Raw genomic sequence first — 23,908 nt, 5'->3', positions numbered from 1 at the left:
TGGTGGCGGACGTCAGAGATCCGTAAGGACTGCCGCCGACGTCAGAGATCTGTAAGGACGCCAAGTCCCTTACGTCCCTTTTGCGTTCGTAGGGTGAGTGGGGTGATCTCGACTTCCCCCTCTTCTCCTGCCCGGGTCGATGTGGTGCTGCCCTGTCTGGACGAGGCCCAGGCCCTGCCGTGGGTGCTCGACCGGATCCCGCCCGGATGGCGCGCCATCGTGGTCGACAACGGCTCCACCGACGGCTCGGCGGACATCGCCCGCGCATTCGGCGCCCACGTGGTGACCGAGCCGGTACGCGGATTCGGCGCCGCCTGCCACGCCGGCCTGATGGCCGCCACCGCCGACGTCGTCTGCTTCTGCGACTGCGACGCCTCCCTCGACCCCGCCCTACTGCCGGACATCGCCGCACCCGTGCTGGGCGGCACCGCCGATCTGGTGCTGGGCCGGCGGCGCCCCACGTCCCCCAAGGCGTGGCCCGTGCACGCGCGCCTGGCCAACCTGGAGCTGGCCCGGCTCATCCGCAGGCGCACCGGGGTGCGCCTGCACGACCTCGGCCCGATGCGCGCCGTCCGCCGCGAAGCCCTGCTGGCCCTCGACCTGACCGATCGGCGCTCCGGCTACCCGCTGCAGATGGTGGTGCGCGGCGCCGACGCCGGCTGGCGGGTGCGCGAGACGGAGGTGCCCTACCACCCGCGCACCGGCCGCTCCAAGGTCACCGGCACCTGGCGAGGCACCTGGCAGGCGGTACACGACATGCGCGCCGTGCTCGCCGAGACACCCGCCACCACGACCGCCGTCACCGGCGTGCGGGGAGTCGGACGATGAACGCCCTGCCCCCGGTGACCCTGCTGGTGATCGCCAAGGAACCCGTGCCCGGCCGCGTCAAGACCCGGCTCACCCCGCCGTACACACCTCAGGAAGCAGCCACCCTGGCCGAGGCCGCCCTCACCGACACGCTCCACACCCTGCTGCAGGCCCCCGCACGCCGTCGCGTGCTCGCTCTCGACGGCACCCCTGGTCCCTGGCTGCCGCCCGGCTACGAAGTCGTACCCCAGAGCCCCGGCGGCCTGGACCAGCGGATCGTCGCTGCTTTCGCCCACTGTGACGGCCCGACGCTGCTGGTCGGCATGGACACCCCGCAACTGACCGCCGACATGATCGCCGACGCCGGCCACGACGGCCACGACGCCTGGTTCGGTCCGGCCGCGGACGGCGGGTTCTGGGCGCTCGGCCTCGCCGATCCTGCCCGGGCCGGTGCCCTGGTCTGTGGGGTGCCCATGTCCACGGACTGTACGGGCGCGATCCAGCGCATCCGCCTGGCCGAGGCAGGACTGGCCGTGAACGACCTGCCGGTACTGCGTGACGTGGACACCGCAGCCGACGCTGCCGCGGTTGCCGCCTTCTGTGCACGCGGCTCCCGCTTCGCCGCCGTCCTCAACTCAATGGCAGAGGTGGTCCGATGAGCGGGACGGCGGTCGGCATCGACTCCGCCGTGGCCGAGCGGCCGGAACCGGCCGTGGCGGAGCCCCGGGCGGAGAACCCGACGGTGGTCAGGGCCAGGAAGCGCATGCCGACGCTCCCCGTCCGCCCCGCCGTGCCCGTGGAACCGGGCACCCCGTGGATCGACGATCCCTATGCCCACGCCCTGCGCACCGGACGCGGCCCGCTGTTCCTGCGCCGTCTGTCACACCCTGATCACCCCGACGGCTTCGGCGAGGAGCACGTGCTGCCGCTGGACGTGGAGCGCTGGTGTGCACCTCCCGACGCGGCGGACACGAGCGTGCTGCGCCGATGTACGGGCTCCGTCCTGGACGTGGGATGCGGGCCGGGACGCATGGTGGCCGCACTGGCCGCCCGCGGCGTACCGGCGCTGGGCGTGGACCTCAGCCGGGACGCCGTGAAGCGCACCCGGCGCAGTGGTGGCGCCGCCATCCAGCGCTCGGCCTTCGACCGCCTCCCGGGCGAAGGTCGCTGGGGCACCGTGCTGCTGATGGACGGCAACATCGGCATCGGCGGCGATCCCGTCGCCCTGCTCCGCCGCATGCGCGAACTCATCGCCCCCGGCGGGCTCCTGCTGGCCGAAGCCGCCCCGCAGGACGTGGACCAGCGCCTCACCGTGCGCGTCGAGGACGCCCACGGTCACCACGGCAGGGCCTTCCCCTGGGCCAGGCTCGGCACCACCGCGCTCCTGAACGCCGCAGACTCCGCCGGCTGGATCCTGACCGGTAGGTGGACGGCCGTGGGACGCCCGTTCGTGGAACTACGCCGCCGACGCGCGAGTCACCCCGACACGCAGCCCTCGATGACCGAAAGGCCCCACCACTCATGACAGGCAGCGCCCCCACGCGTCGGTCGGTGCCCCGGCCCGCCGAGCCGTTGCCCGACCACCCCACAGAGCCGGTGATCCGCCACGCCGGTCGTACGCGTACCACCCTGGTCGTGGCGGTGCTCGTCGCACTCAGCGCCGTTGTCATCGGCACCCTCCACGCCGGCGACAACCAGAGCGACCCGGGCCGCCTGCTCGTGGGATACGCCATCTCCTGGGCACTGTTCGCCGCCGGGGTCTGGACCGTGCGTAAACTCCCCGCTCGCGCCGCGACCTTCCTGGTGCTCGCGGGCTCCGCCGCCGTCGCACTGTCCGGCCTGGCGGCACCGCCCCGCACCAGCGACGACATGTACCGCTACGCCTGGGACGGCCGCGTGCAGGCGGCCGGTATCTCCCCCTACGCCCACCCGCCGGCCGCCCCCCAACTCGCTCGTCTGCGGGACGAGTGGCTCTTTCCCACCAGCGGAGCCTGCGACGGCTGGGGACTGAGGCGCACCGACAGCGGCGCGTGCGTCCGCATCAACCGGCCCACCGTGCCGACGATCTACCCGCCCGTCGCGGAGGGCTGGTTCCTCGCCGTTCACGCCCTTTCGCCACCGGGTACTCGTCACAAACCGCTCCAAGTGGGGGGAGCAGCACTGGCATTCGGCACCACCGTCACCCTGCTCGCCGTCCTGCGGCGACGCGGCGACCCGCAACGGGCCCCTGCCCGCGCCGCACTGTGGGGTTGGTGCCCAGCCGTCCCCTTCGAAGCCGTCAACAACGCCCACGTCGACGCCCTCGGCGTCCTGCTCACCGTGCTGGCACTCGGCACCGCCACCGCCGGGGCGCGTCGCGGCGCCCTGCTCGGCGCGGCCATCGCGGTCAAACTGCTGCCCGTACTGGCGCTGCCCGGCGCCCTGTCCGGACAGCGCAGCGCACGACGCATCGGGAGCGTGACGGCGGGTGCCGTCGGCGCGGTCGCGATCGCCTACCTGCCCTACGTCCTGGCCTCCGGCACCAGCGTCCTCGGCTATCTCCCCGGCTACCTGAACGAAGAGGGCTACGAACCCGGCGACGTACGCCGCTTCGCCTTGCTACGGCTGATCCTGCCGGACTCGGCCGCCGGAATCGCCGCTGTTGTCCTGCTCGCCCTGACGGCCCTGTTCGTATGGTGGCGCGGCGACCCGACACGCCCCTGGAGCGGTGCCCTACTGCTGACCGGCACGGCCCTGCTGCTGTTCTCGCCCAACTACCCCTGGTACTCCATGCTCGTCATCGCCCTCGCAGCTCTGGACGGCCGCTGGGAGTGGCTCGCCGTCACCGTGGCCGGCACAGTCCTCTACCTCGCAGGGCGACTGTGGCCCGGCTTCCCCCTGCAGGCATGGGCCTATGGCGCTGCCGCTCTCACTGTCGCACTGGGTGCCTGCCTGAGAGGCATGAAGCCGACGCAGCCCCCGCTGAGTTGCGCCGGGCCTCAGCTGCCCGGCCCGGCGCAGTTCACGACATCAAGGCCGCCCGAACCCACGGCATCATCGGCGCCTTGACCCACGCGGGCATCCTCTGCCGGGCCGGCAAAGCCACCTGGCCACCTCAGCATGTGGCTGACGCGACTTCGAGCGATCACTGGCCACGGGCCGCCCTGTCGACAACAGCTCCTAGGCCCTGTCGTCAAACTCCCGTCTGCCCCGCGACGCCATGCACGCACTCTCGCCGCACCGGGCGCAGACCCAAGTACATCCAGTACGAGGGTCAGCACCCGGCACGCCGAGAGCACGCACCTGACGCCGCAGGGCCGCCCTCCGGGCGACGACGGGAGTTTGACGACAGGACCTAGGCGTGGGTGTCTTGTCGCTCGGCATCGCGGATGGCGCGAGCGGCGTTGATGAGTCCGATGTGGCTGAACGCTTGGGGGAAGTTGCCGAGGGCCTCTGCTGTGGTGGAGTCGGTCTCCTCGGCCAGCAGGCCGAGGTCGTTGGCGTGTGCGAGGGCGGTTTGGAAGGCGTGTCGTGCACGGGTGGTGTGGCCGGTGAGGGCGAGGGCTTGGGCAAGCCAGAAGGTGCACAGCAGGAAGGTGCCTTCCGCTTCCTGTAGTTCGTCGGTGAGGTAGCGGCGGACCAGGCCGTTGTGGTCGGTCAGTTGGGTGGCGACGGCCTGCACGGTGGACTGGATGCGGGGGTCGTGTGGTGGCAGGAAGCCGACGATGGGGAGCATCAGTGCGGAGGCGTCGAGGTCGTCAGTGTCGAATGCCTGGGTGAAGGCGCCCAGGTAGGGGTTCCAGCCGCGTTGTTCGATGGCTTGGCGGATCTGGTCGCGCTCGTGCTGCCAGTGGGGCAGGCGTTCGTCGGCCTGGAGGGCAGGGGCCATGCTGATGGCGCGGTCCAGGGCGACCCAGCACATCAGTTTCGAGTGGAGGAAGTGTCTGCTGGGTCCGCGTCTTTCCCAGATTCCTTGATCCGGTTGGGTCCACCGCTGGGCGGCTGTCTCGGCTGCCTGGAGCAGGAAGGTGCGGGTGGCTGGGTCGAGAGGCTCATCGGGTGGAAGGGTCTGGGCTGCGGCGTCGAGGAGTTCGCCGTAGACGTCGAGTTGGCGTTGGCGCCAGGCGTCGTTGCCGATCCGAACGGGCTTGCTGTTGCGCCAGCCGGTCAGGTGAGGCAGGGGCCGCTCGCTCAGATCACGTTCTCCGCCGATGCCGTACATGATCTGCAGGTCGGCGCCGCGGTCGAGTTGGCTTGCCGCGGCCCGGGCGAGGAAGCCGAAGAACCGGTTCTTCTCCTTCTCGCAGGCGGCCGTGGCAAGTGCCTGAATGGTAAAGCTGGCGTCGCGAACCCATGTGTAGCGGTTGTCCCAGTTGCGCCTTCCGCCCGTCTTCTCGGGCAGAGAGGTGGTGGCCGCGGCGACGATGGCCCCGGTGGGTGCGAAGGTCAGGGCTCGCAGCACGCGTCCGCTGTGGCTCACTTCGTCCTGCCAGGGGCCGACGTAGCCGCGGTGGAGCGTCGACCACGAGCGCCAGCCTTCGACGGTGTCGGACATGCGACGCCGGATCCGTCCCGTCCGCCAGGCCGCCGACTCCCTCTCCCACGCCGTCCCGACGTGCAGGGCGAATCCGAGGCGGTGCCCCGCCCTGAGCGGGATTCGGCCGTGGGCCGTGGAGCCGCTCAGCCGCAGGTCGACGGGGCTCGACAGCAGCAGAAAATGGGCGCCCCCGTACGCCGCGAGCCCACCCGGCACGGCTGAGAGGAGTGGGTGGACGAGTCCGAACTCCGGGCGCGGCGCGTAGGCGATCTCGATGTCCACCCGCCCTTCGGTGCAGGTGATCTGCCGCAGCAGCATTCCGGGGGAAGCGGTGCCGAGCGCGTGCCCGCGTTCGCGCCGTCCCAGGGCAAGGGCATCCCGCAGGACCGCCGTGCCCCCGGTCGTGCGGAAGACCGTCTCCAGAACGAGGGTGTCCTCCACGTAACGGCGGCTGATGTCGACCGGGCCGGTGACAGGGCGGATGGACCAGTGGCCGGCGTCCTCGTCGAGGAGCCGGGCGAAGATCGCCGGGCTGTCGAACCGGGGCACGCACAGCCAGTCCACCGAGCCGTCGGAGGTCACCAGCGCGGCCGTGCGGCAGTCGGACAGCAGGGCGTGGTCACCGATCGGTCGCGCACTCATGCGTCGCAGCCCGTCCACCTCGGGCCGAGCGCCGCCCGGCCGGGACGACGTGAGCAGTCGCCCGCGCCGCAGGTCTCTCCAGGTGCCTGACGGGTGACATGGATCCCAGCCTCCCTGAACAGCGGATTCCCCTCCAGCCAATCAGCACGACCGGTGGATCGCACGTGCCGGTTGCCGACGGTTGCTCCGACCGAGTGGCACGAGCTGGTGCCGCGCTCGGCGTCCGGTCGGTGTACGTCGGGTCTCCCCGCCGCCGCGCTGCGAGCGGCTGCCCCTGCCGCTGAGCTCCTATCCGTGTTCGGGGTTCTCGTGGTCGCGCCGGCGACCGGCGTCCCGGGCGGTGCGCTGGTTCCCCTAGCCGGGGATGCCACCAAGATCCTTCAGTACCCGGACCGAAGGCAGCACATTCCAGGTCATGAAGGTGGTGTCGCGGCTGGTGAAGTCTCTTGGTGATCACCCAGCGGACTCCGGGCCGTCATACTTCCCGAACCGCTGGTGCCAGCGCTGGGCGTCCAGCTCCTGCCACCACATCCCAAGCTCGATCTGCGCCTGGGTGAGCCTGGTCTCCTCGGCCAGCTCCTCCGGGCTGATCCTTCCACGGTGAGTCTCGATCGCACGGCCGATCTTGCCTGCCACAGCTCTGAGATCTCCTCCCCGCACAGATCACATAGCTCCGGCAGGAACGCGCCCTCGTGCGGTTCACCCCTATCGGTCACCCTTCCTTAAATTGCGGCGGGTGCCCTGGGGCTCATCTGGCCGTCGATCTTCACGTACAGACCGGTGACGAGGGTGTTCAGCTCGTCGTTCACGCGGAGATCCTGAACACGCTCGTCGCGCTCTCGAAGCCATGTGTGTGCCGCGCGTGAGGTGGTTGCCAGGGCCGGGCCTACGGAGGCCCGCACTCCGCTTTCCGATTCGAAGATCCCGAGCAGGCTGGGACGTCGTGTTGGTCTGTGTATGTCCGTGCGCGCGTAGTCGGCGCACGGTGGTGGAGGCCAGCGGGGTCACGGCTGTGATGGCGGCGAGGTGGTAGCCACCCACGGCGTGGGTGAGGGGTGCGACGCTGACTTGGCCCATGGGGATGGTGAGGCAGGAGAGCAGGTCGTTGTAGGACGCGACGCGGGAGAGCACGTGTTGGGGGACGTGTTCATGGAGGGACGTCTCCCAGGCGATGCCGGTGATGGACATGCCGAGACCGGAGATCAGGGCGGCTGATGATCAGCCAGGGGGTGTCCATCCGGGTGCCGAGGGCGAGCAGAGGCAGCGCGGTGAGCGCGCTGGCCAGCTGCCCGAGGCGCAACAGGTGGGTGATCGTAAGGCGGTAGAGCAGCGCGCTGGCCGCCAGCAGTCCGATACCGCGGGCGCTGAGCATGAATCCCCATGTCGTCTCGCCGCTGAGCTGTTTGGTGAGGGTGGGGCCCAGGATCTGCCAGGTTCCGGTCTGGACGAGGTTGATCACGCAGAAGGACGCGGTGCCGATCCACACCCATCGAATGCGCCGGAACTCGCTCCAGCCGTCGCGGATGTCGGACCACAGAGTGACCGAGCGCGGCTTGGGCGGTGTGCCGGTGAGGGGGAGGCGGGCCGGGCATACCGCCGCGAGGAGATAGGTCAGGGCGTCGAAGGCGAGGGCTATGCCGCTGCCCGTGGTGACGACGATGACGCCTGCGAGGTTCGGCCCGAGGATCTTCGTCGCGTTGCGGACCGAGCCCACCGTGGCGTACGCCTGCCTCAGCTGGTCCCGGCCGACCAGCTGAGGCACCACGCCGCGCAGCGCCGGGGTGGTGAAGGCGGCGAGCACGCCGTTGAGGAATTCCAGCGAGGCCACGGTGAGCAGGGGCCTGCACGGAATTACTCAGCGCCGACCGACAAGACGAACGCGGCCACGTCCGGATGCAGCAGTCCGGCCAGTGACCGCCAGTGGGCGGCTTCGACGGCTCTGCGTAGGCGGGCGGTCATGGTGCTCGGGCTGGTGGACATCGGGACCTTTCCGGGGCGCGTGGCCGGCGACACCCCGAACGTGTTCACGGTCTGCGGGGTCTTGCTCCCTCCCGGACGGCGCCGGAGCCACGGTTCTCGGTCACCCACGACGGAATCGAGGCGAGTCGACGCAGGGGCGGCCCCTGCCTCCCCGTGAGTGAGATGCCGGCGAGGCGTTGCGCGCCGGACAGGTTGGAGAGCCGCAGGGCGGCGCGGCGGATCCGCAGGTGTCGTGGTGATTCGGGTACGAACCAGCGGGCGACTCGCCGGGCGGCGCGCTGCTTGTGCGTGATGACGGGCCGCCAGAGCCGTTCGTAGCCGTGCAGTGCGTCCTCGATGTGGGAGGTGCGGGCGAGTTGGTCGGCCAGGACGTATGCGGCGCCGATCGCCAGGGAGGCGCCTTGTGCGGCGAGGAGGGAGACTGCCTGGCAGGCATCTCCGACCAGGACGACCCGGCCGCGGCTCCAGGCCGGGAGGGTCGTCTGTGCGACATGGGCGTAGTAAATCCGGGAAGACGGCGGGCAGTTCGCCAGGACGCGAGGTACGAGCCAGCCGAGCGTGCCGTACTCGTGGCGCAACGCCGCCTGCGCGTCCCTGGGGCGAGGGGCGTCCGTGGCGCGGTGCACGGCGAACACGGCGACCGTGCCGTCGCGCAGCGCGTACAGCCCCATCTGCCGGCCGACAGTGTCGGTGAGGCAGAACCGGTCGCCGACTTCCGCGTGCGTCTCGGGGTCGTTGAACGTGAACGCGGCGGTGTGGTAGCCGAGATGGTGGACGTACCGCGCCTCCTCGCCGAAGACCAGTGCGCGCACGGTGGAGTGGATGCCGTCGGCGCCGACGAGCAGGTCGGCGTCGATGCTGTCGCCGTCGGTGAGGGTGACGCGCACTCCGTCCGGCCGGACATCGACGTGGGCGGGCCCCACGCCGAAGCGCAGACGCACCGCGAGGGACAGCCGCTCCCGCAGGGCGAGTTCGAGGTCGGGCCGCATGATGCTCAGCAGGCGCCCGTTCAGGAAGCGGGCGAAGCGGTCGTAGCGGAGCCCGACCCGGCACTCGCCGTTCTCGTCCACGAGGGCCGCCTCGGAAACCTGATAGCTCAGTTCCTCCAGGGAGGGCAGCATGCCCATGGCCTCGGCCGCGTCGTATCCGGTCCCGAAGAAGTCGATCATGTAACCGTCGGTGCGTGGCCGCGGCTCCTTCTCCAGGACGACGACATCCCAGCCGAGCACGTTGTGCAGCCGGCCGGCCAGCGCGAGTCCCGCGATCCCGGCCCCACAGATGACGACCCTCATCCGGTGTGCACCACCTCTCTCCGTCACCTAAGTTTTGCACCATGCAAAGCTCGGGCGTCAAGAATGCCCGCGGACAGCGAGCGCGCACCGGAGCGGACTGACGACCGGATGAAAGTCGCCTGCCGTCGCCACGGATGCGAGGACCAGGCAGGCGGCATGCCGCACCCGGCATTGGCCGACCGAACCGAGGGAATGCCGGCGAAAGCGCTGTCGGCGCGGACGGGAGCGGGTCTCGAGGGCCGTTCGGTCCCAAGGGGCGGGCAGGTGATGCGCACCCTTGACATCTTTTGCATAATGCAAAAGTAAGGAAGGTGAATCGATGAGCGGCATACGGGCAGCAGCGGACAGAGAGCAAGGAGCCGACACGACGGCAAAGAGCCTTACACCGGCGCCGACGATCGCGAGCCCGCGGAACGCCCCTTGGGGTGTGATGGCGCTTGCCGTGGCGGTCGGCGCCGGAGCCGGCGCAGGTTCGGTCGTCTTCCGCTGGTGCATCAAGACCTTCACCGGTCTGCTGTCCGGTCACTCCGACTACTCCGCGTCCCCCGGCGCGAGCAATCCGCACGTGCCGTGGCTGGGCCCGTACTTCGTGCTGCTCACCCCGGTGATTGGCGGCCTGCTCTACGGCCCGCTCGTGAACCGGTTCGCCAAGGAGGCCCGTGGGCACGGTGTGCCGGAGGTGATGCTGGCCGTGGCCCAGCGCGGCGGCCGGATCAGCCCGAAGGTCGCCGTCGTCAAGACACTCGCCTCCGCGCTGACCATCGGTTCCGGCGGCTCGGTGGGCCGCGAGGGCCCGATCGTGCAGATCGGCTCGGCGCTCGGCTCCACCCTCGGTCGTGTGACGAGGGCGACGGAGGGCCGCACGAAGCTCCTGGTCGCCTGCGGCGCGGCGGGCGGCATCGCGGCCACCTTCAACGCTCCCCTGGCCGGTGTCTTCTTCGCCATGGAACTGATCCTCGGTACCTTCAGTGCGGAAGCCTTCGGCGCGACCGTGCTGGCCAGCGTCACCGCGAGCATCATCGGACGCGCGTCCTTCGGCGATGTCGCCTTCCTGAACCTGCCCGCGTTCCACGTCGACCACCTTGCCCAGTACGGGCTGTTCGCCCTGCTCGGCGTGGTTGCCGCTGTGGTCGGGATGGGCTTCGCGCGCTTCCTGTACCTGGTCGAGGACGCCTGCGACTGGCTGTGGCGCGGCCCGGAGTGGCTGCGTCCGGCGGTCGGCGGACTGGCGCTCGGCCTGATGCTGTTGACCTTGCCGGAGATGTACGGCGTCGGCTACCCGGTCCTGGAGGAGGCGACCAAGGGCGGCTACGCGGTCGGCTTCCTACTCCTGCTCCTGGTCGGCAAGATGCTGGCGACCAGCCTGACCATCGGCATCGGCGGCTCGGGCGGTGTCTTCGCGCCCAGCCTGTTCATCGGCGCGATGCTCGGCTCGGCGTACGGCGTCGGCGTCCATGACCTGATACCCGGCACGGCCGGCGCGGTGGGCGCGTACGCCCTGATCGGCATGGGCGCGACATTCGCCGGCGCGGCCCGGGCGCCGATCACCGCCGTGGTCATCCTGTTCGAGCTGACCGGCGAGTACTCGATCATCCTGCCCCTGATGCTGGCCATCGTGCTGGCCACCGCCACCAGCCGCCTGCTCTCCCGCGACACCATCTACACCCTCAAGCTGCGCCGCCGCGGCATCGACCTCGAAGGCCCCGCCCCCGGGGCGGCGATCGGCGGCCAGCACGTCGGCACCGTCATGGAACCGCTCCCCTCCGCCCTGCCCGCGACCATGTCCCTGGCCGACGCTGCCGACCTGCTCAGCCTCTCGGGCCACGGTGCCCTCCCGGTCGTGGACGACACCGGCCAGTACGCCGGCATCGTCACGGCGCAGGCGGTGGCCGAGGCTCTCGCGGAACAGCCGGGAGGCACCCCGGCACTGGTCGGACAGCTCGCCGCGCCGCCCGCACCGGTCACCGTCGACCAGCCCCTCGCACAGGCACTGCACACCCTGCTGTCGGCCGCCGGAACCGGGATACCCGTGCTCGACGCCGAGCAGGGCAAGCCGGTGGGCTGGCTCAGCCACCAGAGCGCGTTGCGCGCGGTGCACGCGCCCGCCTGAGCACCCACCGGGGCTCTTCACGGCCTGGCGGTCAATGGCCGGCTGGTCTGATCCGGCTGGAAGGAGCGGATACGACAGCTGCGGACAGACCAATACGGACTTTCTTTGCATACTGGAAACGTCGCCATGTGAGACGGGGTGGCTGCCATGTCGTATCCACGCCGGGCTGGCCGCGAGGTGGCGACCACAAGCAGCCCGGCAATCGTCGTCGAGGGGCTCATGCTGCTGGCCGGCATCTATACGGCGGTCTCGCCCTGGGTGATTCACTTCTACAGGACGAACCCGTATCTCACGGCGAACAACCTGATCATGGGGCTCGGCGTCGCCCTGCTCGCTCTCGGAACCCCCCTCGCGCCCCAGCGGATGCACCGATTCGCATGGACCCTGGTGCCGCTCGGCTTCTGGCTGATCCTCTCCCCGGCGGTCGTGACGGCATCCCATGGCGTGTCGGCCGGGATCGTGTGGAGCAACACGTGTACGGGCGGCGCCGTGTGCCTGCTTGGTGTGATCGCCGCGAATCGGGCTCCCGACTCATCGGGGTAGACGCCACGGACCCCGGTCATACCGTGACCGGCTGCCGTGCCGTGTCAGGCGTCGTGCGCCATCGCTCCGTCCACGATCCAGCCGAGCGGGTGCGGCTCGGGGTCGTCCGCCGCCGGGGCCAAGGGCTCGCCTCCCGCTTCGTTGAAGGCGTTGAGGGCCTCGACGAGCGCGAGGCGCTCGGTCGGGCGGAGCCTTTCGACGATGTCGGCGATCTCGGCGCGACGCCGGGCGGTGACTTCCTCGACGGTGCGCCGGCCTTCCTCGGTCAGCCACAGCAGAGTCTCGCGGCGGTTGGAGGGATTGGCCTTGCGGTCGGCGAGTCCGGCGGCGATGAGCCGGTCGACCATGCGCATGGCGGTGGAGGGCGCAACCTGGAGCAGCTCGGCGAGCGCGACCAGCTTGGTCTCCCCTCGGGTGGCCAGAACGACCAGCATCCGGAACTGCGGGAGGGTCACACGCTCCTCGACCTCGGCGAGGGAACGGGCGGAGACCGCTACCAGCAGCCGGGACGCGGTCAGGACCGCCCGGGTGACCGCATCAACGTCGTCCATGCTTCCCACAGGGGGCTCGCGCTCCGGCATGTGTCCTTTCTACCTTGCCGATGCCACTGCCTTCTCACTCGATGCGAACAGACTTTCCTTCCGCATGACTGTGGTAGCAGTGCAGCAGCATCGCGGCGTCATCATCGAGCGGCCCGGCCGTCCGACTCGGTCCGGCCGGCGTCCGTCACTGCGGGGCCCGTGTCGGGGCGGTCACAGGATGTTCCCTGGTGAGTGAGAGTGGCAAAGCAGCGGTGCCCGCTCGTCCACTGATCGGTGACGCTGAGAGCAAGGTTGGCGGCGATCCTGCGGAGGGCTCGTCGCCCGAGCCGTGCCCAGGGAAAGAACGGACCGGTCCGGCCGTGGAGGTCCTCGAACCGGGCGGTGCACTGTTCCTCGACGTCGTCGGGGTCGACCTCGACGACGAGGCGCCCGGTGGGGGCGACGAGGCCGTCGAAGCGGCGCAGCAGGCCACGAGGATCGCCACCGATGCCGATGTTGCCGTCGATGAGCAGCACCGTCTGCCAGCCTCTCTCTGCGGGCAGTCGGTCGAAGACCGATCGGCACAGTGCGAGCCCGCCTATGGTGGTGGTCAGTGCGACCGCGCGAGGCGCGATGTCGACCCCGAGGGCGAAGACCCCCCGGCTCAGGAGTGCTCTGCACATGCGGCCCGGGCCGCACCCGACGTCGAGGACGGGGCCGATGCAGCGTTCCAGTACGGTCTTGTCGGCTGCCGTGGGCTGCTCGTGCCAGCGGTGTACCGGCATCCGGATCCGGCGCCCGTCGGCCAGCCGTAGGTACACCGGTTCTCGGCCGGGGCGCAGGGCGAGCGCGTAGGGGTCCTCGTCGGCGTCGTACAGTTCGCCCTCGTCCGTTGTCACGGTGCTGCGCCGTGCCCTGCGGCGGGTCGGTTCTTGTCGCCGCGGCCGGCCCGCCTCAGGCGGCGCAGTCTCATCGCGAAGGCCACGGCGGAGGCGGCGAAGAGTGCGCCGGTGATCGCCAGCCATCGGCCGAGGTAGACGCCGTCGGACAGCCCGGTGTCGCCGGGGTAGGGGCCCGCCAGACGGAGGACGAGGGGGAACCAGACCAGCAGGAGCAGACCTGACAGGAAGACGGGGACGCGCAGGTAGTTGATCCACGGCACCGTCGGCCTGTCGACGGCTCGGTGCCGCAGCACTGAGAAGGCCGACAGGTCGGCCAGCGAGTACAGGGGCAGCAGGATGAGGTCGTGGAGGATCGCCGCACCGACGAACCAGATCGCCACCTCCCAGGGCTGGACGGCGAACAGGCGCACCATGGCGTAGCCGGTCAGGGCGAACGAGGCGATCAGGACGAGCAGATGCAGGGGCCCGGAGCCGTACCAGCGTGCGAATCGTGTCATCGTCACGCCCTGAAGGTGAGCCGGTGGACCCACTTGGTGTTGTTCACGCCGGGGTTGGCCGGGACGATGATGCGGGCCGGGTAGCCGTGGTCGAGTGAGAGGTCCGCGCCGTTGACGCGGAGGGCGAGCAGCGCTCGCGGGTCGTGGATCTGGTTGCCGCGCAGCACCACCCGGGTGAAGGGGCCGGGGGGTTGAATGGACTGGACCAGGACGCTTGCGGCGTCGGGCAGTCCGGCCAGAGCGGCGAGGTCGGCCAGCCGCAGGCCGCTCCAGTGCTGGTCCTCGGTGGACCATCCCTCCACACAGGCGATCGGCAGTGCGGCGGCGTGCTGGGGCATCGCCAGGAGCTGCTCGCGGGTGAAGACCCGTGGCGCTCCGTGTCCGTGGACCTCCAGCCGCCAGGTGGGGCCGACGAGCGCGGGGGTGATGCCCACTTTCGCCGCCGTCTTGTTGATCTGGAAGCTGTGCGGCCCGCTGCCGGGGTTGCGGTTGTGCGGCGCGAGCAGCGCTGTGCCGCGCAGCCGGCCGCCGATGCTCTGTCCGGCGGTCACGACGAGGAGGAGCAGCGATCCCGCTCCCACCATGCCCACCGCGCCGCGGCGGGTCATCGTGGGCGGTGCGGGCGCGGTTGCCACCAGGCCGTCGGGATCGGGTGGTTCGGGCACGGTGTGGGCGAGGTCGGTGCGCAGTTCGGTGCCCAGGTTGCGTGAGCGCAGTGCCCGTGTCATCCGGCCGAGTCTCAGGCACACGTGGACGACGAAGGCGGCGATGAACACCCAGGCGCCGTAGAAGTGCAGGCGGTAGAACGAGCCCGGGAAGACGTAGTAGAGCTGGATGTTGAAGATGCCGGTGACGAATTCGAAGATGACGCCGCCGACCAGCATCAGCAGGGACAGTCTCTCCAGGCCGTGGGCGATGGAGCGTACCGGAAGCCATTCGAACAGCTTTGGGATCACCGACCACAACTTGGCCAGCAGCACCGGCACCAGCACCACGCCCAGCGTCACGTGCACGCCCTGAAGCAGCCGGTACAGCCAGTACGGGTGCGTGGGCCAGCTGAAGAGGTAGAAGCCCAGGACACCCTTGTCGGGGGTCTCGTCGTTGAAGGGGCTCAGCCCGGGGTTGTAGGCGGCGTAGGAGAGCAGTCCGGTGACGAACAGCAGCGGAATGCCGATCAGGAGGACCAGTCCGAACACCGATGTCAGCCAAGGCCCGCGGATCGGACTGCGCCAGAATCCAGGGCGGAACGGACCCGGGGGCGGAGGAGTCCGCTCGACCCGGCGCACGAGGGCCCTGGTATGAGCGGCCCCCTTGGTGGCCCGCGCCGCCGCGGCAGCGCGAACGCGATCGAGGCGCCCCTGCGCGTGACCCTCGTCCGATCCCCGCCGCTGCGGCCCGCCGGAGCCCGCAGCCGGTGGCCGTCCGCCACTGTCCAACGACTGCCTCCCCTGTCCTCGGGCCGTCTCTCAACCTGGGGATCGAACCCCGCAGCTCCGTCAGTTCCTGTCACATCGTCAGCTACAAACCGGCACAGATCGGGTCGGCTCTCCGCGCCTGTCGTGCATGCGCGTGTCCGTCGTCAGGCGAACGGTTCAACCGGCGCTGCGCACGACTCGACGGGCCGCACGGCGGCCTCATGATGGTGGGGTGCGACGCCTCAGCGCACGGCGCAGCGCCACCACCTGGCTCAGCCGCACCTCGCTGACCCGGGAAGTGTTCTGGTTCGTCGTGATCGGCGTCGCCTCCACTGTGGCCCAGGCCATGCTGTACTGGGTTCTGCGCCAGTGGTCGCAGCCCATCCTGGCCAATTTCACCTCCCTGCTTGTCGTCACCGTCCTCAACACGGAGGCCAACCGCCGACTGACCTTTCGCGAGTCCCGGGTCCGCGTCCTCCAGGCGCATCTGACCGCAGGCGGCCTGTTCGTCCTGGCGTACCTGGTCACCTCAGGCGCTGTCCTGCTCTTCCGTCACTACCGGCCCACCGCCTCACCGGCAGCGGAGACCCTGGTACTTGCGCCGAGCTTCGCCCTGGTGACCGTGGTGCGCTTCACGGTCCTGCGGATGGTCGTCTTCAGACGCCGTCCCCAATGACCCCCTCGCGCCTATGCGACCGACACGCCTCGAACGATGGACGCCGAGACAGATCGAAGCGGCACACGCCGGCACCGGCCAGTCCGGCCAAGGACAATCCGAGGACAGGCGCCGGCCACTCGCCGCTCGCTTCCGACAGCTCGTGCAGTGGTGGCAACGGCACTAGTCCGGGCTGCGGTCGACCCTGGCCAGGGGTGCGGCCGGCGTCGTGTCAGGACTCCTGCCGCCACCGGTGCGGTAGGTCGCGGCAGGAGTGTTCAGGGGAGGGTCAGACCAGGACGCGTATGCCGGCCGGCAGTCCGAACTGGTCGCGGGACCAGCCTTCGTAGATGCTGTCGGCGACGTTACGTAGGTGGTTCATCGTGGCGTGGACGTCGCGCCAGTGGCGCTGCAGGGACTGGTCGAGGCGGAGGGAGCCGCCGCCGGCGCGGCGGAAGAGTTCGTCGACGGCGTCGGTTGCGCGGCGGGATGCGCGGACCTGGTTGCGGCGGGCCGCGGCCCGGGCCTAGATGCCGTTGGTCCGGCCTGCGAGGACGTCCTCGTACATCCGGTCCATGGTGGACAACAGGTGGCTACGGCTGGCGTCCAGGTCGGCTGCGGCCTCGCCCAGACCGGTGGGCTGGTGCGGGTCCTCAGCGGCGCGGCTGTCGGCGATGGTGATGCGCTGACGGGTGTAGGTCAGGAATGCGGCAAGTGCGCGCCCTCGGCGATGCCGAGGGCGGCGGCGCTGATCGCGCTGGAGAACAGGACGCCGAACGGCATCGCGTACAGCGGGTTCCCGGGCCGGTTGCGCTCGGCGAGGATGCCTTCGCTGACCTCACGGGCATCCAGGGTGCGCTGGTCAGGGACGAAGGCGTCCTTGACGACGTCCTTGCTGCCGGTGCTGGCGAGGCCGACGACTTGCGCGAATGAGTTGCTTCCCCAGGGGCGGATGGCCCAGTCGACGGCGTTTTTGAGGGCACCCGGAATGGATCGGTTGCAGGTCCCGGATGGCCCCCGCCGCCGACCGCTGTGATGGTGCCCAGCAGCACGGCCGGCAGCCAGCCCAGGCCGACAGCGAGTGTCTTCTGCGCGCCGGCGACCGCCCATACACTGAGCGCCGAGGCATCCAGGAGGGTGAAGGCCCAACCGGAGGTGTGGCGGCTCAGGTCGGCCAGGAAGGCCAGCAGGGTGCCGGCGATGGCGACCGTGAGTTAGGTGTAGTCGGTCAGGGCCACGGGGGTGCCGTGCTGCAACAGGGTGTCGCGGAGGATTCCGCCGCCCAGGCCCAAGACGATGCCGATGACCAGGAAGCCGAACAGGTCCAGACGACTGGCCCGGGCCAGCACCCCACCGAGCGTGCCGTTGGCGACCACTCCGCTCAGGTCCAGCGCCCGGGTCAGCTCGGTCAGACTCTCTGGCGACAACGCCCGGGCCACAGACACCGGCGTCTCCCTTCACCCTTCCACCATCGAAACAGCCGGAGATGCCACGTGCCCGCGGGGCATGGCATGCGAGGCAGCTTCCCCGGCCGGCCGGACTGCGACGGTGACGTCCGTTCGCAGATGAGGTGCCATACGGGTGGCGAGAACCACTGAGCAGGTATGGGGTCACCCCGAGCAGGGGAGCGCCAACGGCATCCGACGCCGTCACCGGCTACCTCTCCGGGCGCGATCCCAAGGACCCCGGGGTCCTGGCCCAGGCCGGCCTCGCGGGCTGCTCCACGGCCTACTGGTGGTCGGCGGCCGTCTTCGTCGCCGGCCTGGTTGTCACCGCCCTGCTCTACCGCCGTGGGGTATCCCGGCAGAACGGGAACGCTTCACCTGTCGTGCACATGCAGGAGGGCAGGTAGTGCCGCTCCGAGAGGCCACCTCCGAGGCCGGGCACGTGTCGGCACCCTGTCAGTAGAGTGAGACGCGTGAGGATGGAGGAGCAGTGAGAGCGCCGCGCACTCTGGCCACTCTGGACGAGGTCGACACCGGTGATCACGTCTGCCAGGTGTTGGACCGGAGCGACCACGTCATCGATCGCAGCCGGTCCTTCGTCGCGGACGGGGCCCTGTACGGGGACAAGGTGGTGATCGTCGGGCCGCCTCTCGAAGCGGGGAGTGAGTTCGCGCAGCTCGTGCTCGACCCGGCTCGGCTGGACGGCTCTCTGCTGGCCGCGGTGCGCCGGGAGGCGGCCAACGCCGACCGCGAGGGGTTCCGCTCGCTCCGGGTGCTGCACCACGTCGGGCCCGACTGCCGTCCGGAGCGGACGAAGGAACTGTTGCGCAGTGAACTCGATCTCGAGGAGTTCGCCGCCGACACCGGAGCCCTGGTGGTCTGCGCCTACAGCGGTGCGGACCGGGATCCCTCCCTCCTGGAGCAGATCAGGTGCGTGCACCCCCACAGTCTGGGCAGCCGTCCGACGGCACCGGCGTTCCAGGTGTACCGCACGGGGAAGGAAGGCTGGACGGTGAACGGGATCGTCGACAGCGAGGGCGCGGTGGCCTTCGGCTCCATCCTGTGCGCCCTCCTCGCCCAGAAGGCCACGGTGCGCCTGCTCTGCCACGCACTTGAGTTCTTCGACGCCGCCGGCATGAGCGCCCTGGCTGATGCGGCCAGGCACCTTCCGGACCGCAAGGTCGTTTTGGAGGGGACCAACGACACCGTCCGGCTCACCTGGCAGCTGTCCGGCTTCGCGATCCCCGAGATTCCGGTGGTGATGGCGCCGTGACCTCCTCTACTCCCTCCGACGCTCCGGGCACCGGATACCGGCACGAGCTGTATCCGTACTCCGGCAGGGACGCGTTCGTCGAGGGCGCCCTCAGTTTCATCCAGGACGCCCTCGCGGGTGGTGAGGCCGTCGTCGTGGCTGTCCCGCAGGACAAGGCGTCCCTGCTGCGCGCCGAGATCCGCGACGAGGATGCCGTCCGCTACGTCGACACCGCAGGGGTCGCGCACCATCCCGGTCGGCTCATCGGAGCCTGGCAGGAATGGCTCCAGGAGTACGCCTCGCAAGGGCGGCCTGTGCGCGGGATCGGCGAATCACCCTGGGACAAGGTCCGCAGCCCGGCCGAAGCCGAGGAGCTGCGCTATCACGAATGGCTCCTCAACAAAGCCTTCGCCCGGGGCCCGGCCTGGTGGCTGCTGTGCCCCTACGACATCGCTCACGACAAGGCATCACTGGCGGAAATGGCCCGGTGCCACCCCGAGCTGCGCCAGGACGGCCGCACGATGCCGTGTGCGGACTACGACCCGCAGGCACCGTACCGCTTCACACCGCTCACCGACCCGTGCGACCCGTACGAGGAATTCGCCTACAGCAGCGGTGACCTGCCCGCCCTGCGCGAGAAGATCACCGCGTGCGCCGAACGGCACGGCCTGACCGGCCGACGCCTGAGAGAACTGCACCTGGCCGCCACGGAGGTGGCCACCAACAGCATTCGTCACGGCGGCGGACACGGTGTGCTGCGCACCTGGAGCGAGGAGCGCCGACTCGTGTGCGAGTTCCGCGACGCGGGCTACATCGAGGACCCCCTGATCGGACGGAGAAGGCCGGACGCCACGCAGGTCGGTGGTCGCGGCCTCTGGCTGGTCCATCAGCTCTGCGACCTCGTGGAGATCCGCTCCGCACCGGATGAGGGGACCAGGGTCAGGCTCCACACCGAGCTCCCGGAGTAGACCCACGGCATAAACCGCACCGATCTCACCCGGCCCGGACGGTGGCCTGAAGCCAGGCACCCTCCCGGGCGGGACGGCGGATGGCGTTGCATGCGGCAGACCGCCACCCGCGGCGGGCATCGCACCCGCATATGCATAGGTCTGCCCCAAGACAAATGGGGCAGACGGTGGAACAGAGGCAAGGCCCGCAGCGCACCTGTGACCCGGCCCGACGAGAACGATCTGGAACGGAGTCCCTTCTTCATGCTCACTGTCCGGATGCAGCACGAGGACGCGACGATCGCACAGCTCCCGGAGACGGTCGACTACGACAACGCGCCCCTTGTCGGCGCCCAGTGCGAGGACTTGGTCAACCGCGGCTGCACCACCCTGGTGCTGGACGCATCCCAGGTGCAGTACATGGACTCCTCCGGCATCAGCATGCTCATCACGCTGTCGCGCACCCTCAACCGCCGCGCCGGCACCCTGCGCGTGGCCGCTCTCAGCGCCCACTACGAGCAGGTGTGGCGCATGCTCGGGCTCGAGGAAGTGTTCCCCGTCTTCCCCACAGTGAACGCCGCCCTCCAGCCTCCTGCCGCAGGCAACATCCCCGGGACACCCGAGGAATGGACCACGCCTGACATGCCTGCCGCATGGGCAACCCGGACGGAGAAGACGCCGGGGTAGGGCGTGCCGACCTCATCGGTGCGGCGGCTGCACACGGAGATCCGCCGCAGTACCGACGTGGCCGGGATCTTTTCCGACCGCGTCGCCCTGGTGAGGTTTTCGGCGCCGTCCCGGCCGAGCAGAACGGCGAATGGACCGCGTTCACCGTTGCGTGGCAACCACTTCAGTCGTTCGTACATTTTCCGGAGGTGCCGACGCCGCCGCCGACTTCTGCCTGGCTGAAGATGCCCGTCGACGTTTCCCGTTCCGTGCTGCTGTCGGCGCACGGTCGGAAGTCGAGAACTCCGGCAGCGTGCAGAACCCGCGATCAGCCATAGCTCGCGCAACTATCGACACGTACTGTCCCAATAGGGGCCTTGCCGAGTTCAGGCGCCATCACGGTTCAGACCGCCCGAGCAGGCCGGTGCCATCCAGCCAGCACGTCACCATGCGAGAGGCGAACCACCATGACGATCAGACAGCTCAGCACCTCCTCGAGCACAGACCCTCCCGTGCGGAAAGAGGTCGTACTGGGCGTGGACACGCACGGCGAGGTGCATGTCGCCGCCGTGATCTCCCCGCTGGGGAAGGTAGGTCCTGGGCACCGCGTCCTTTCCGGCCACGGCGGCCGGCTATCGGCAGCTTCTCGTGTGGGCCCGCAAGCGGGGGACGGTGCGCCGTGCCGGTGTGGAGGGCACCGGCACCTTCGGCGCGGGCCTGGCCCGCTACCTGCTGGCGCAGCAGGTCGAGGTATACGAAGTGAACCGCCCCGACCGCTCGGCCCGCCGCCTGCTGGGGAAGTCGGATCCGCCCGACGCTCAGGCCGCCGCGCAGGCCGTGCTCAGCGGTCGCGCCCGGGTCCGGGCCAAGTCCGGCGACGGTCCGGTGCACAGCGCCCGGATGTTCAAGCTCGCCAAGGACTCCGCGGTCAAGGCCCGTACCCAGGCGATCAACCAGCTCAAGGCCGCCCTGGTCATCGCCGATCCCGCCCTTCGGGAACAGCTGTCCAGCCTGGGCAACCGCGAGCTGTTCCGCACCTGCGCACGCCTCGGGCCAGACGACGGCGAGGACGCGGTGGCCCAGGCCACCCACCTGACCCTGCGCATGCTCGCCGAGCGCATTGAGCAGCTCACCGGGCAGATCGACGAGCTGAACCAACGCCTGACCCGGCTCGTCGAACGCCACGCCCCACAGCTGTTCGTGCCGGTGGGGATCGGTCCGGACAGCGCCGTCACTCTCCTGATCACCATGCGGGACAACCCCGAGCGGCTGAACACTGAGGCGTCCTTTGCTGCCCTTTGCGGAGTCAGCCCCATCGAGTACTCCTCCGGTCGGCGGCGCACGCGTCGGCTCAACTACGGCGGCGACCGGCAGGCCAATGCCGCCCTGCACCGCATCGTCTTCACCCGCCTGCGCCACGACCCGCGCACCCAGGAGTACTACGAACGCCGCACACAGGAGGGCAAGACCCGACGCGAGATCATCCGATGCCTCAAGCGCTACGCGGCCCGCGAGGTCTTCAACCTGGTCAGACCGGTTGCCCGCACCCCTGCGTTATAGGGGCGTCTGTGAGTCTCGGGTACGCGGAGGCGGCCGACCGCGGCAGCGGGAGAGGTGAGGTTCGCATGCGTACTGTCGGCAGCCGCCCGCCTACCGCCCTGCGAGGCAGCCCACTGCGGGGCCGGGTCGCTGTGGTCGCGGGGGCGGCGCGCGGCGTGGGCGAGTGCGGCGCCTGGCCGCGGAGGGCATGCGGATCGCCCTGCTCGGTCGTGAGAAGGAGACGCTGTCCCAGGTGGCGGCGTCGCTGGCCACCATGACCGTCTGCATCGAGGCGGACGTGACCGATCAGACCGCGCTCGACCGTGCCGCGCGGCAGGTCGAGGAGCGGCTCGGAGCGGCCGGTGTCGTGGTGGCCGACGCCGGCAGCGCTGTAGGCGGGCCTTTCAGCCGCACCGATGCCGAGCTGTGGCGACGCGTCGTCGACGTCAACCTGGTCGGGGCGGCGAACACCGCCAGGGCCTTCCTTCCTCAATTCGCGTTCGTGGTCGGCCGCATCACCCGGCGCGGACTACGGGAGGGATCGACCGACGAGCTCGGTGCCGATGTCGAAGTCCTCGGGGCGGGTGGCCGTGCCGACTGGACGTCGGTCAGGCCCGAGACCTGAACTGCAACGGGGCTGGGAGGCGTCCAGAGGGTGCCCGACAGACAAGCCACGAGGCCCGGTAGGACCCAGGCAAGTACCTGCCTGGGCCCTCGTGCCGTGCACGGCTTCAGTGCATACCCGAGGAGTGGTTTCCCAGGACGGAAGCGGCCGTAGAGCCCTCAGGCGGGTAGGTGGTCGCCATGGACGAGGATGACGCGGCCGCGGCGCTGCGAGCGGCGCTCGACCAGCTGGCGTTCGCCACCCGGAGCGCGGCGGCGCTGTCGAGCACGCTGGACGCGGTCGAGGGGCTCAGGCGGGTGTGCCGCGTGCTGGTGCCGGGGCTGGCCGACTGGGCCGCGGCCGATCTGATGGACGAGGACGGCGCCGTCGAGCGGGTCTGTGTCTCACACCGTGACCCCAACACCGCCCTGACCGGCCTGACGGGACCGTTGCCGCCGGCGCCGGAGACGCCAGGAGGGCCGCTGTCCCGGGTGCTTCGCGGCGGTGGCCCCCTGCTGTTGTCGGCCGGGCGGCTGCCGACCGCGCAGGAGGCGTCCGATCCGCTGCACACGGCAACCATGCAACCGTTCGCCCGACTCGGGGGAGACTCCGTGATCGTGGCACCCCTGCGGGCACGCCGGCGAGTGCTGGGTGCGCTGACCCTGGTCAGGGGCGAGGGACACCCGCCATGGGGCGAGGCGGACCTGGCGCTGGTCGAGGACCTCACCCACCGCATCGCGCTGGCTCTCGACAACGCCAGGCTCTACGCCGAGACCCAGGCCGTCGCCGAGCGCCTCCAGCGCTCTCTGCTGCCGGACCTGCCCGTCGTACCGGGTCTTCGCGTCACCGCCCGCTACTCCCCGGCGCTCGCCACCGCGCAGATCGGCGGTGACTGGTACGACAGCTTCGTCCTGCCGGAAAGCGGTGACACCACTCTGATCATCGGCGACGTCACCGGCCACGATCTGCATGCCGCCGTGACCATGAGCCAGATCCGGAACATGCTGCGTGGCATCGCCTGCGACCGCCGGGAGCCCCCCGGCATGATCCTGCGCCGCTTGGACCTCGCAGTCGACGCCCTCTACAGCCACCGCACCGCCACCTGCGTGTACGCACTGCTCAAGGGCCAGGAAGGAGGGCCGTACCAGCTGGAGTGGGCGAGTGCCGGACATCCACCACCCCTGCTGGTCACTGCGGACGGCGACACCACCTACCTCTGGGAAGCACACGGCCTGCTGCTGGGCGTCGACCCGCACGCCGAACGGCCCAGTGCCTGCCTGCCCCTGCCCGAGGGCAGCACCCTGCTGTTGTACACGGACGGTCTGATCGAACGGCGCGGCGAATCCATGGATCACGGCATGACCCGGCTCCGGCAGCACGCTGCCGCCCTGGTCGACCAGGACATCGACGAGCTGAGCGACGAGCTGATGAACGCACTCGTGGCAGGGGCCCACGACGACATCGCCCTGCTCGCCCTGCGACTGCCACAGTCGGACGAGGGCGTCTCGCCCTGAGGCCACGTCGAATGCCCGCCGTACGCGATGTAAGTCTGGGGTGGGACGTTTTGGCCAGGTG

At 70.1% G+C, this 23,908-nt stretch carries 21 protein-coding genes and 5 pseudogenes; 14 read left to right on the top strand and 12 right to left on the bottom strand.

What is annotated here, in order from left to right:
• Nucleotides 1–102: 102 nt before the first annotated feature.
• The 5 genes and pseudogenes from FB563_RS02165 to FB563_RS43810 all read left to right on the top strand — a co-directional run.
• The gene (locus FB563_RS02165) at nucleotides 103–828 is read left to right on the top strand and encodes a glycosyltransferase family 2 protein (RefSeq protein WP_055706173.1); all 726 of its coding nucleotides are present in this window, start codon (nucleotides 103–105) and stop codon (nucleotides 826–828) included.
• Nucleotides 825–1,466, top strand: coding sequence for a TIGR04282 family arsenosugar biosynthesis glycosyltransferase (locus FB563_RS02160; protein ID WP_055706172.1), 642 nt, complete (start codon nucleotides 825–827; stop codon nucleotides 1,464–1,466). Before FB563_RS02165 ends, FB563_RS02160 begins: the two co-directional genes overlap by 4 nt.
• Nucleotides 1,463–2,332 (top strand): class I SAM-dependent DNA methyltransferase, encoded by an 870-nt coding sequence (locus FB563_RS02155; RefSeq protein WP_055706171.1) that lies wholly within the window; start codon nucleotides 1,463–1,465, stop codon nucleotides 2,330–2,332. Before FB563_RS02160 ends, FB563_RS02155 begins: the two co-directional genes overlap by 4 nt.
• Nucleotides 2,329–3,756, top strand: a pseudogene (locus FB563_RS02150) (glycosyltransferase 87 family protein); the annotation flags it as partial. The gene FB563_RS02155 and the pseudogene FB563_RS02150, both read left to right, overlap by 4 nt.
• A gap of 26 nt (nucleotides 3,757–3,782) precedes the next feature.
• A pseudogene (locus FB563_RS43810) lies at nucleotides 3,783–3,887 on the top strand (IS5/IS1182 family transposase); the annotation flags it as partial.
• A gap of 254 nt (nucleotides 3,888–4,141) precedes the next feature.
• Here the strand turns inward: FB563_RS43810 and FB563_RS02140 are convergent.
• From FB563_RS02140 to FB563_RS02120, 5 genes are all read right to left on the bottom strand, one after another.
• Nucleotides 4,142–5,965, bottom strand: a complete 1,824-nt coding sequence (locus tag FB563_RS02140; RefSeq protein WP_055706170.1) for a glycoside hydrolase family 15 protein — start codon at nucleotides 5,963–5,965, stop codon at nucleotides 4,142–4,144.
• Between the two features lie 453 nt (nucleotides 5,966–6,418).
• Nucleotides 6,419–6,601 (bottom strand): hypothetical protein, encoded by a 183-nt coding sequence (locus tag FB563_RS02130; protein ID WP_055706169.1) that lies wholly within the window; start codon nucleotides 6,599–6,601, stop codon nucleotides 6,419–6,421.
• A gap of 511 nt (nucleotides 6,602–7,112) precedes the next feature.
• Complete coding sequence (locus tag FB563_RS02125) at nucleotides 7,113–7,793, bottom strand: MFS transporter (protein ID WP_167528461.1); 681 nt, start codon at nucleotides 7,791–7,793, stop codon at nucleotides 7,113–7,115.
• Nucleotides 7,794–7,816: 23 nt separating this feature from the next.
• Entirely contained in the window at nucleotides 7,817–7,945 is a 129-nt protein-coding gene (locus tag FB563_RS44875; protein WP_267888680.1) for a hypothetical protein, read from the bottom strand.
• A 44-nt stretch (nucleotides 7,946–7,989) separates the two neighbouring features.
• On the bottom strand, nucleotides 7,990–9,237 hold the full coding sequence (locus FB563_RS02120; RefSeq protein WP_055710466.1) for an FAD-dependent monooxygenase: 1,248 nt from the start codon (nucleotides 9,235–9,237) through the stop codon (nucleotides 7,990–7,992).
• Between the two features lie 430 nt (nucleotides 9,238–9,667).
• Between FB563_RS02120 and FB563_RS02115 the strand changes: the two genes are divergently transcribed.
• Together FB563_RS02115 and FB563_RS02110 are read left to right on the top strand one after the other, a co-directional pair.
• Nucleotides 9,668–11,347 carry a chloride channel protein gene (locus FB563_RS02115; RefSeq protein WP_199833055.1) on the top strand — a complete coding sequence of 560 codons (1,680 nt, stop codon included), beginning with the start codon at nucleotides 9,668–9,670 and terminating at the stop codon, nucleotides 11,345–11,347.
• A gap of 147 nt (nucleotides 11,348–11,494) precedes the next feature.
• Nucleotides 11,495–11,890, top strand: a complete 396-nt coding sequence (locus FB563_RS02110; RefSeq protein ID WP_055710468.1) for an SPW repeat protein — start codon at nucleotides 11,495–11,497, stop codon at nucleotides 11,888–11,890.
• A gap of 44 nt (nucleotides 11,891–11,934) precedes the next feature.
• On the opposite strand, the gene FB563_RS02105 is transcribed toward FB563_RS02110, so the two are convergent.
• From FB563_RS02105 to FB563_RS02090, 4 genes are all read right to left on the bottom strand, one after another.
• Entirely contained in the window at nucleotides 11,935–12,471 is a 537-nt protein-coding gene (locus FB563_RS02105; RefSeq protein WP_055710469.1) for a MarR family winged helix-turn-helix transcriptional regulator, read from the bottom strand.
• A 101-nt stretch (nucleotides 12,472–12,572) separates the two neighbouring features.
• Nucleotides 12,573–13,310 carry a class I SAM-dependent methyltransferase gene (locus FB563_RS02100; RefSeq protein ID WP_208766278.1) on the bottom strand — a complete coding sequence of 246 codons (738 nt, stop codon included), beginning with the start codon at nucleotides 13,308–13,310 and terminating at the stop codon, nucleotides 12,573–12,575.
• Nucleotides 13,307–13,810 carry a hypothetical protein gene (locus FB563_RS02095; RefSeq protein ID WP_055709875.1) on the bottom strand — a complete coding sequence of 168 codons (504 nt, stop codon included), beginning with the start codon at nucleotides 13,808–13,810 and terminating at the stop codon, nucleotides 13,307–13,309. The genes FB563_RS02100 and FB563_RS02095 overlap by 4 nt, the downstream gene beginning before the upstream one ends.
• 2 nt (nucleotides 13,811–13,812) lie before the next feature.
• On the bottom strand, nucleotides 13,813–15,015 hold the full coding sequence (locus tag FB563_RS02090; protein ID WP_244329041.1) for a molybdopterin-dependent oxidoreductase: 1,203 nt from the start codon (nucleotides 15,013–15,015) through the stop codon (nucleotides 13,813–13,815).
• Nucleotides 15,016–15,457: 442 nt separating this feature from the next.
• Between FB563_RS02090 and FB563_RS02085 the strand changes: the two genes are divergently transcribed.
• Nucleotides 15,458–15,901, top strand: a complete 444-nt coding sequence (locus FB563_RS02085; RefSeq protein WP_055709877.1) for a GtrA family protein — start codon at nucleotides 15,458–15,460, stop codon at nucleotides 15,899–15,901.
• Nucleotides 15,902–16,310: 409 nt separating this feature from the next.
• On the opposite strand, the pseudogene FB563_RS43805 reads toward FB563_RS02085, so the two are convergent.
• The 3 genes and pseudogenes from FB563_RS43805 to FB563_RS43795 form a co-directional block, all read right to left on the bottom strand.
• A pseudogene (locus tag FB563_RS43805) lies at nucleotides 16,311–16,556 on the bottom strand (acyl-CoA dehydrogenase family protein); the annotation flags it as partial.
• Complete coding sequence (locus FB563_RS43800; RefSeq protein WP_234357817.1) at nucleotides 16,534–17,013, bottom strand: trimeric intracellular cation channel family protein; 480 nt, start codon at nucleotides 17,011–17,013, stop codon at nucleotides 16,534–16,536. The pseudogene FB563_RS43805 and the gene FB563_RS43800, both read right to left, overlap by 23 nt.
• Before the next feature lie 81 nt (nucleotides 17,014–17,094).
• Nucleotides 17,095–17,325: a TRIC cation channel family protein gene (locus FB563_RS43795; protein WP_234357816.1), complete on the bottom strand. Its 231-nt coding sequence runs from the start codon at nucleotides 17,323–17,325 to the stop codon at nucleotides 17,095–17,097.
• A gap of 490 nt (nucleotides 17,326–17,815) precedes the next feature.
• Here FB563_RS43795 and FB563_RS02065 point away from each other — a divergent pair, with 490 nt between their 5' ends.
• The 6 genes and pseudogenes from FB563_RS02065 to FB563_RS02040 all read left to right on the top strand — a co-directional run bounded on the left by FB563_RS02065 (nucleotide 17,816) and on the right by FB563_RS02040 (nucleotide 23,847).
• Entirely contained in the window at nucleotides 17,816–18,598 is a 783-nt protein-coding gene (locus FB563_RS02065) for an MEDS domain-containing protein (RefSeq protein WP_055707190.1), read from the top strand.
• A complete protein-coding gene (locus tag FB563_RS02060; RefSeq protein ID WP_055707189.1) occupies nucleotides 18,595–19,545 on the top strand; it encodes a sensor histidine kinase in 951 nt (316 codons plus the stop codon). The genes FB563_RS02065 and FB563_RS02060 overlap by 4 nt, the downstream gene beginning before the upstream one ends.
• A 243-nt stretch (nucleotides 19,546–19,788) precedes the next feature.
• A complete protein-coding gene (locus FB563_RS02055) occupies nucleotides 19,789–20,211 on the top strand; it encodes an STAS domain-containing protein (protein ID WP_055707205.1) in 423 nt (140 codons plus the stop codon).
• A 446-nt stretch (nucleotides 20,212–20,657) separates the two neighbouring features.
• Nucleotides 20,658–21,750, top strand: a pseudogene (locus FB563_RS02050) (IS110 family RNA-guided transposase).
• A gap of 65 nt (nucleotides 21,751–21,815) precedes the next feature.
• Nucleotides 21,816–22,222: pseudogene (locus FB563_RS02045) on the top strand (SDR family NAD(P)-dependent oxidoreductase); the annotation flags it as partial.
• 311 nt (nucleotides 22,223–22,533) lie between these two features.
• Entirely contained in the window at nucleotides 22,534–23,847 is a 1,314-nt protein-coding gene (locus tag FB563_RS02040) for a PP2C family protein-serine/threonine phosphatase (RefSeq protein WP_055707203.1), read from the top strand.
• The last annotated feature ends 61 nt before the right edge of the window (nucleotides 23,848–23,908 follow it).

The organism is Streptomyces puniciscabiei, assembly GCF_006715785.1.
GTDB lineage: Bacteria > Actinomycetota > Actinomycetes > Streptomycetales > Streptomycetaceae > Streptomyces > Streptomyces puniciscabiei.
The sequence above is the reverse complement of the archived record's forward strand: the minus strand, read 5'-3'. Positions and strand labels throughout refer to the sequence as shown.

What these genes read in the sequence shown, in the direction of transcription:
- FB563_RS02160 (WP_055706172.1), top strand. Translation starts at nt 825, where the DNA reads ATGAACGCCCTGCCCCCGGTGACCCTGCTGGTGATCGCCAAGGAACCC.
- FB563_RS02155 (WP_055706171.1), top strand. Translation starts at nt 1,463, where the DNA reads ATGAGCGGGACGGCGGTCGGCATCGACTCCGCCGTGGCCGAGCGGCCG.
- FB563_RS02140 (WP_055706170.1), bottom strand. Translation starts at nt 5,965, where the DNA reads ATGAGTGCGCGACCGATCGGTGACCACGCCCTGCTGTCCGACTGCCGC.
- FB563_RS44875 (WP_267888680.1), bottom strand. Translation starts at nt 7,945, where the DNA reads ATGTCCACCAGCCCGAGCACCATGACCGCCCGCCTACGCAGAGCCGTC.
- FB563_RS02120 (WP_055710466.1), bottom strand. Translation starts at nt 9,237, where the DNA reads ATGAGGGTCGTCATCTGTGGGGCCGGGATCGCGGGACTCGCGCTGGCC.
- FB563_RS02115 (WP_199833055.1), top strand. Translation starts at nt 9,668, where the DNA reads ATGGCGCTTGCCGTGGCGGTCGGCGCCGGAGCCGGCGCAGGTTCGGTC.
- FB563_RS02110 (WP_055710468.1), top strand. Translation starts at nt 11,495, where the DNA reads ATGTCGTATCCACGCCGGGCTGGCCGCGAGGTGGCGACCACAAGCAGC.
- FB563_RS02105 (WP_055710469.1), bottom strand. Translation starts at nt 12,471, where the DNA reads ATGCCGGAGCGCGAGCCCCCTGTGGGAAGCATGGACGACGTTGATGCG.
- FB563_RS02095 (WP_055709875.1), bottom strand. Translation starts at nt 13,810, where the DNA reads ATGACACGATTCGCACGCTGGTACGGCTCCGGGCCCCTGCATCTGCTC.
- FB563_RS02055 (WP_055707205.1), top strand. Translation starts at nt 19,789, where the DNA reads ATGCTCACTGTCCGGATGCAGCACGAGGACGCGACGATCGCACAGCTC.
- FB563_RS02040 (WP_055707203.1), top strand. Translation starts at nt 22,534, where the DNA reads ATGGACGAGGATGACGCGGCCGCGGCGCTGCGAGCGGCGCTCGACCAG.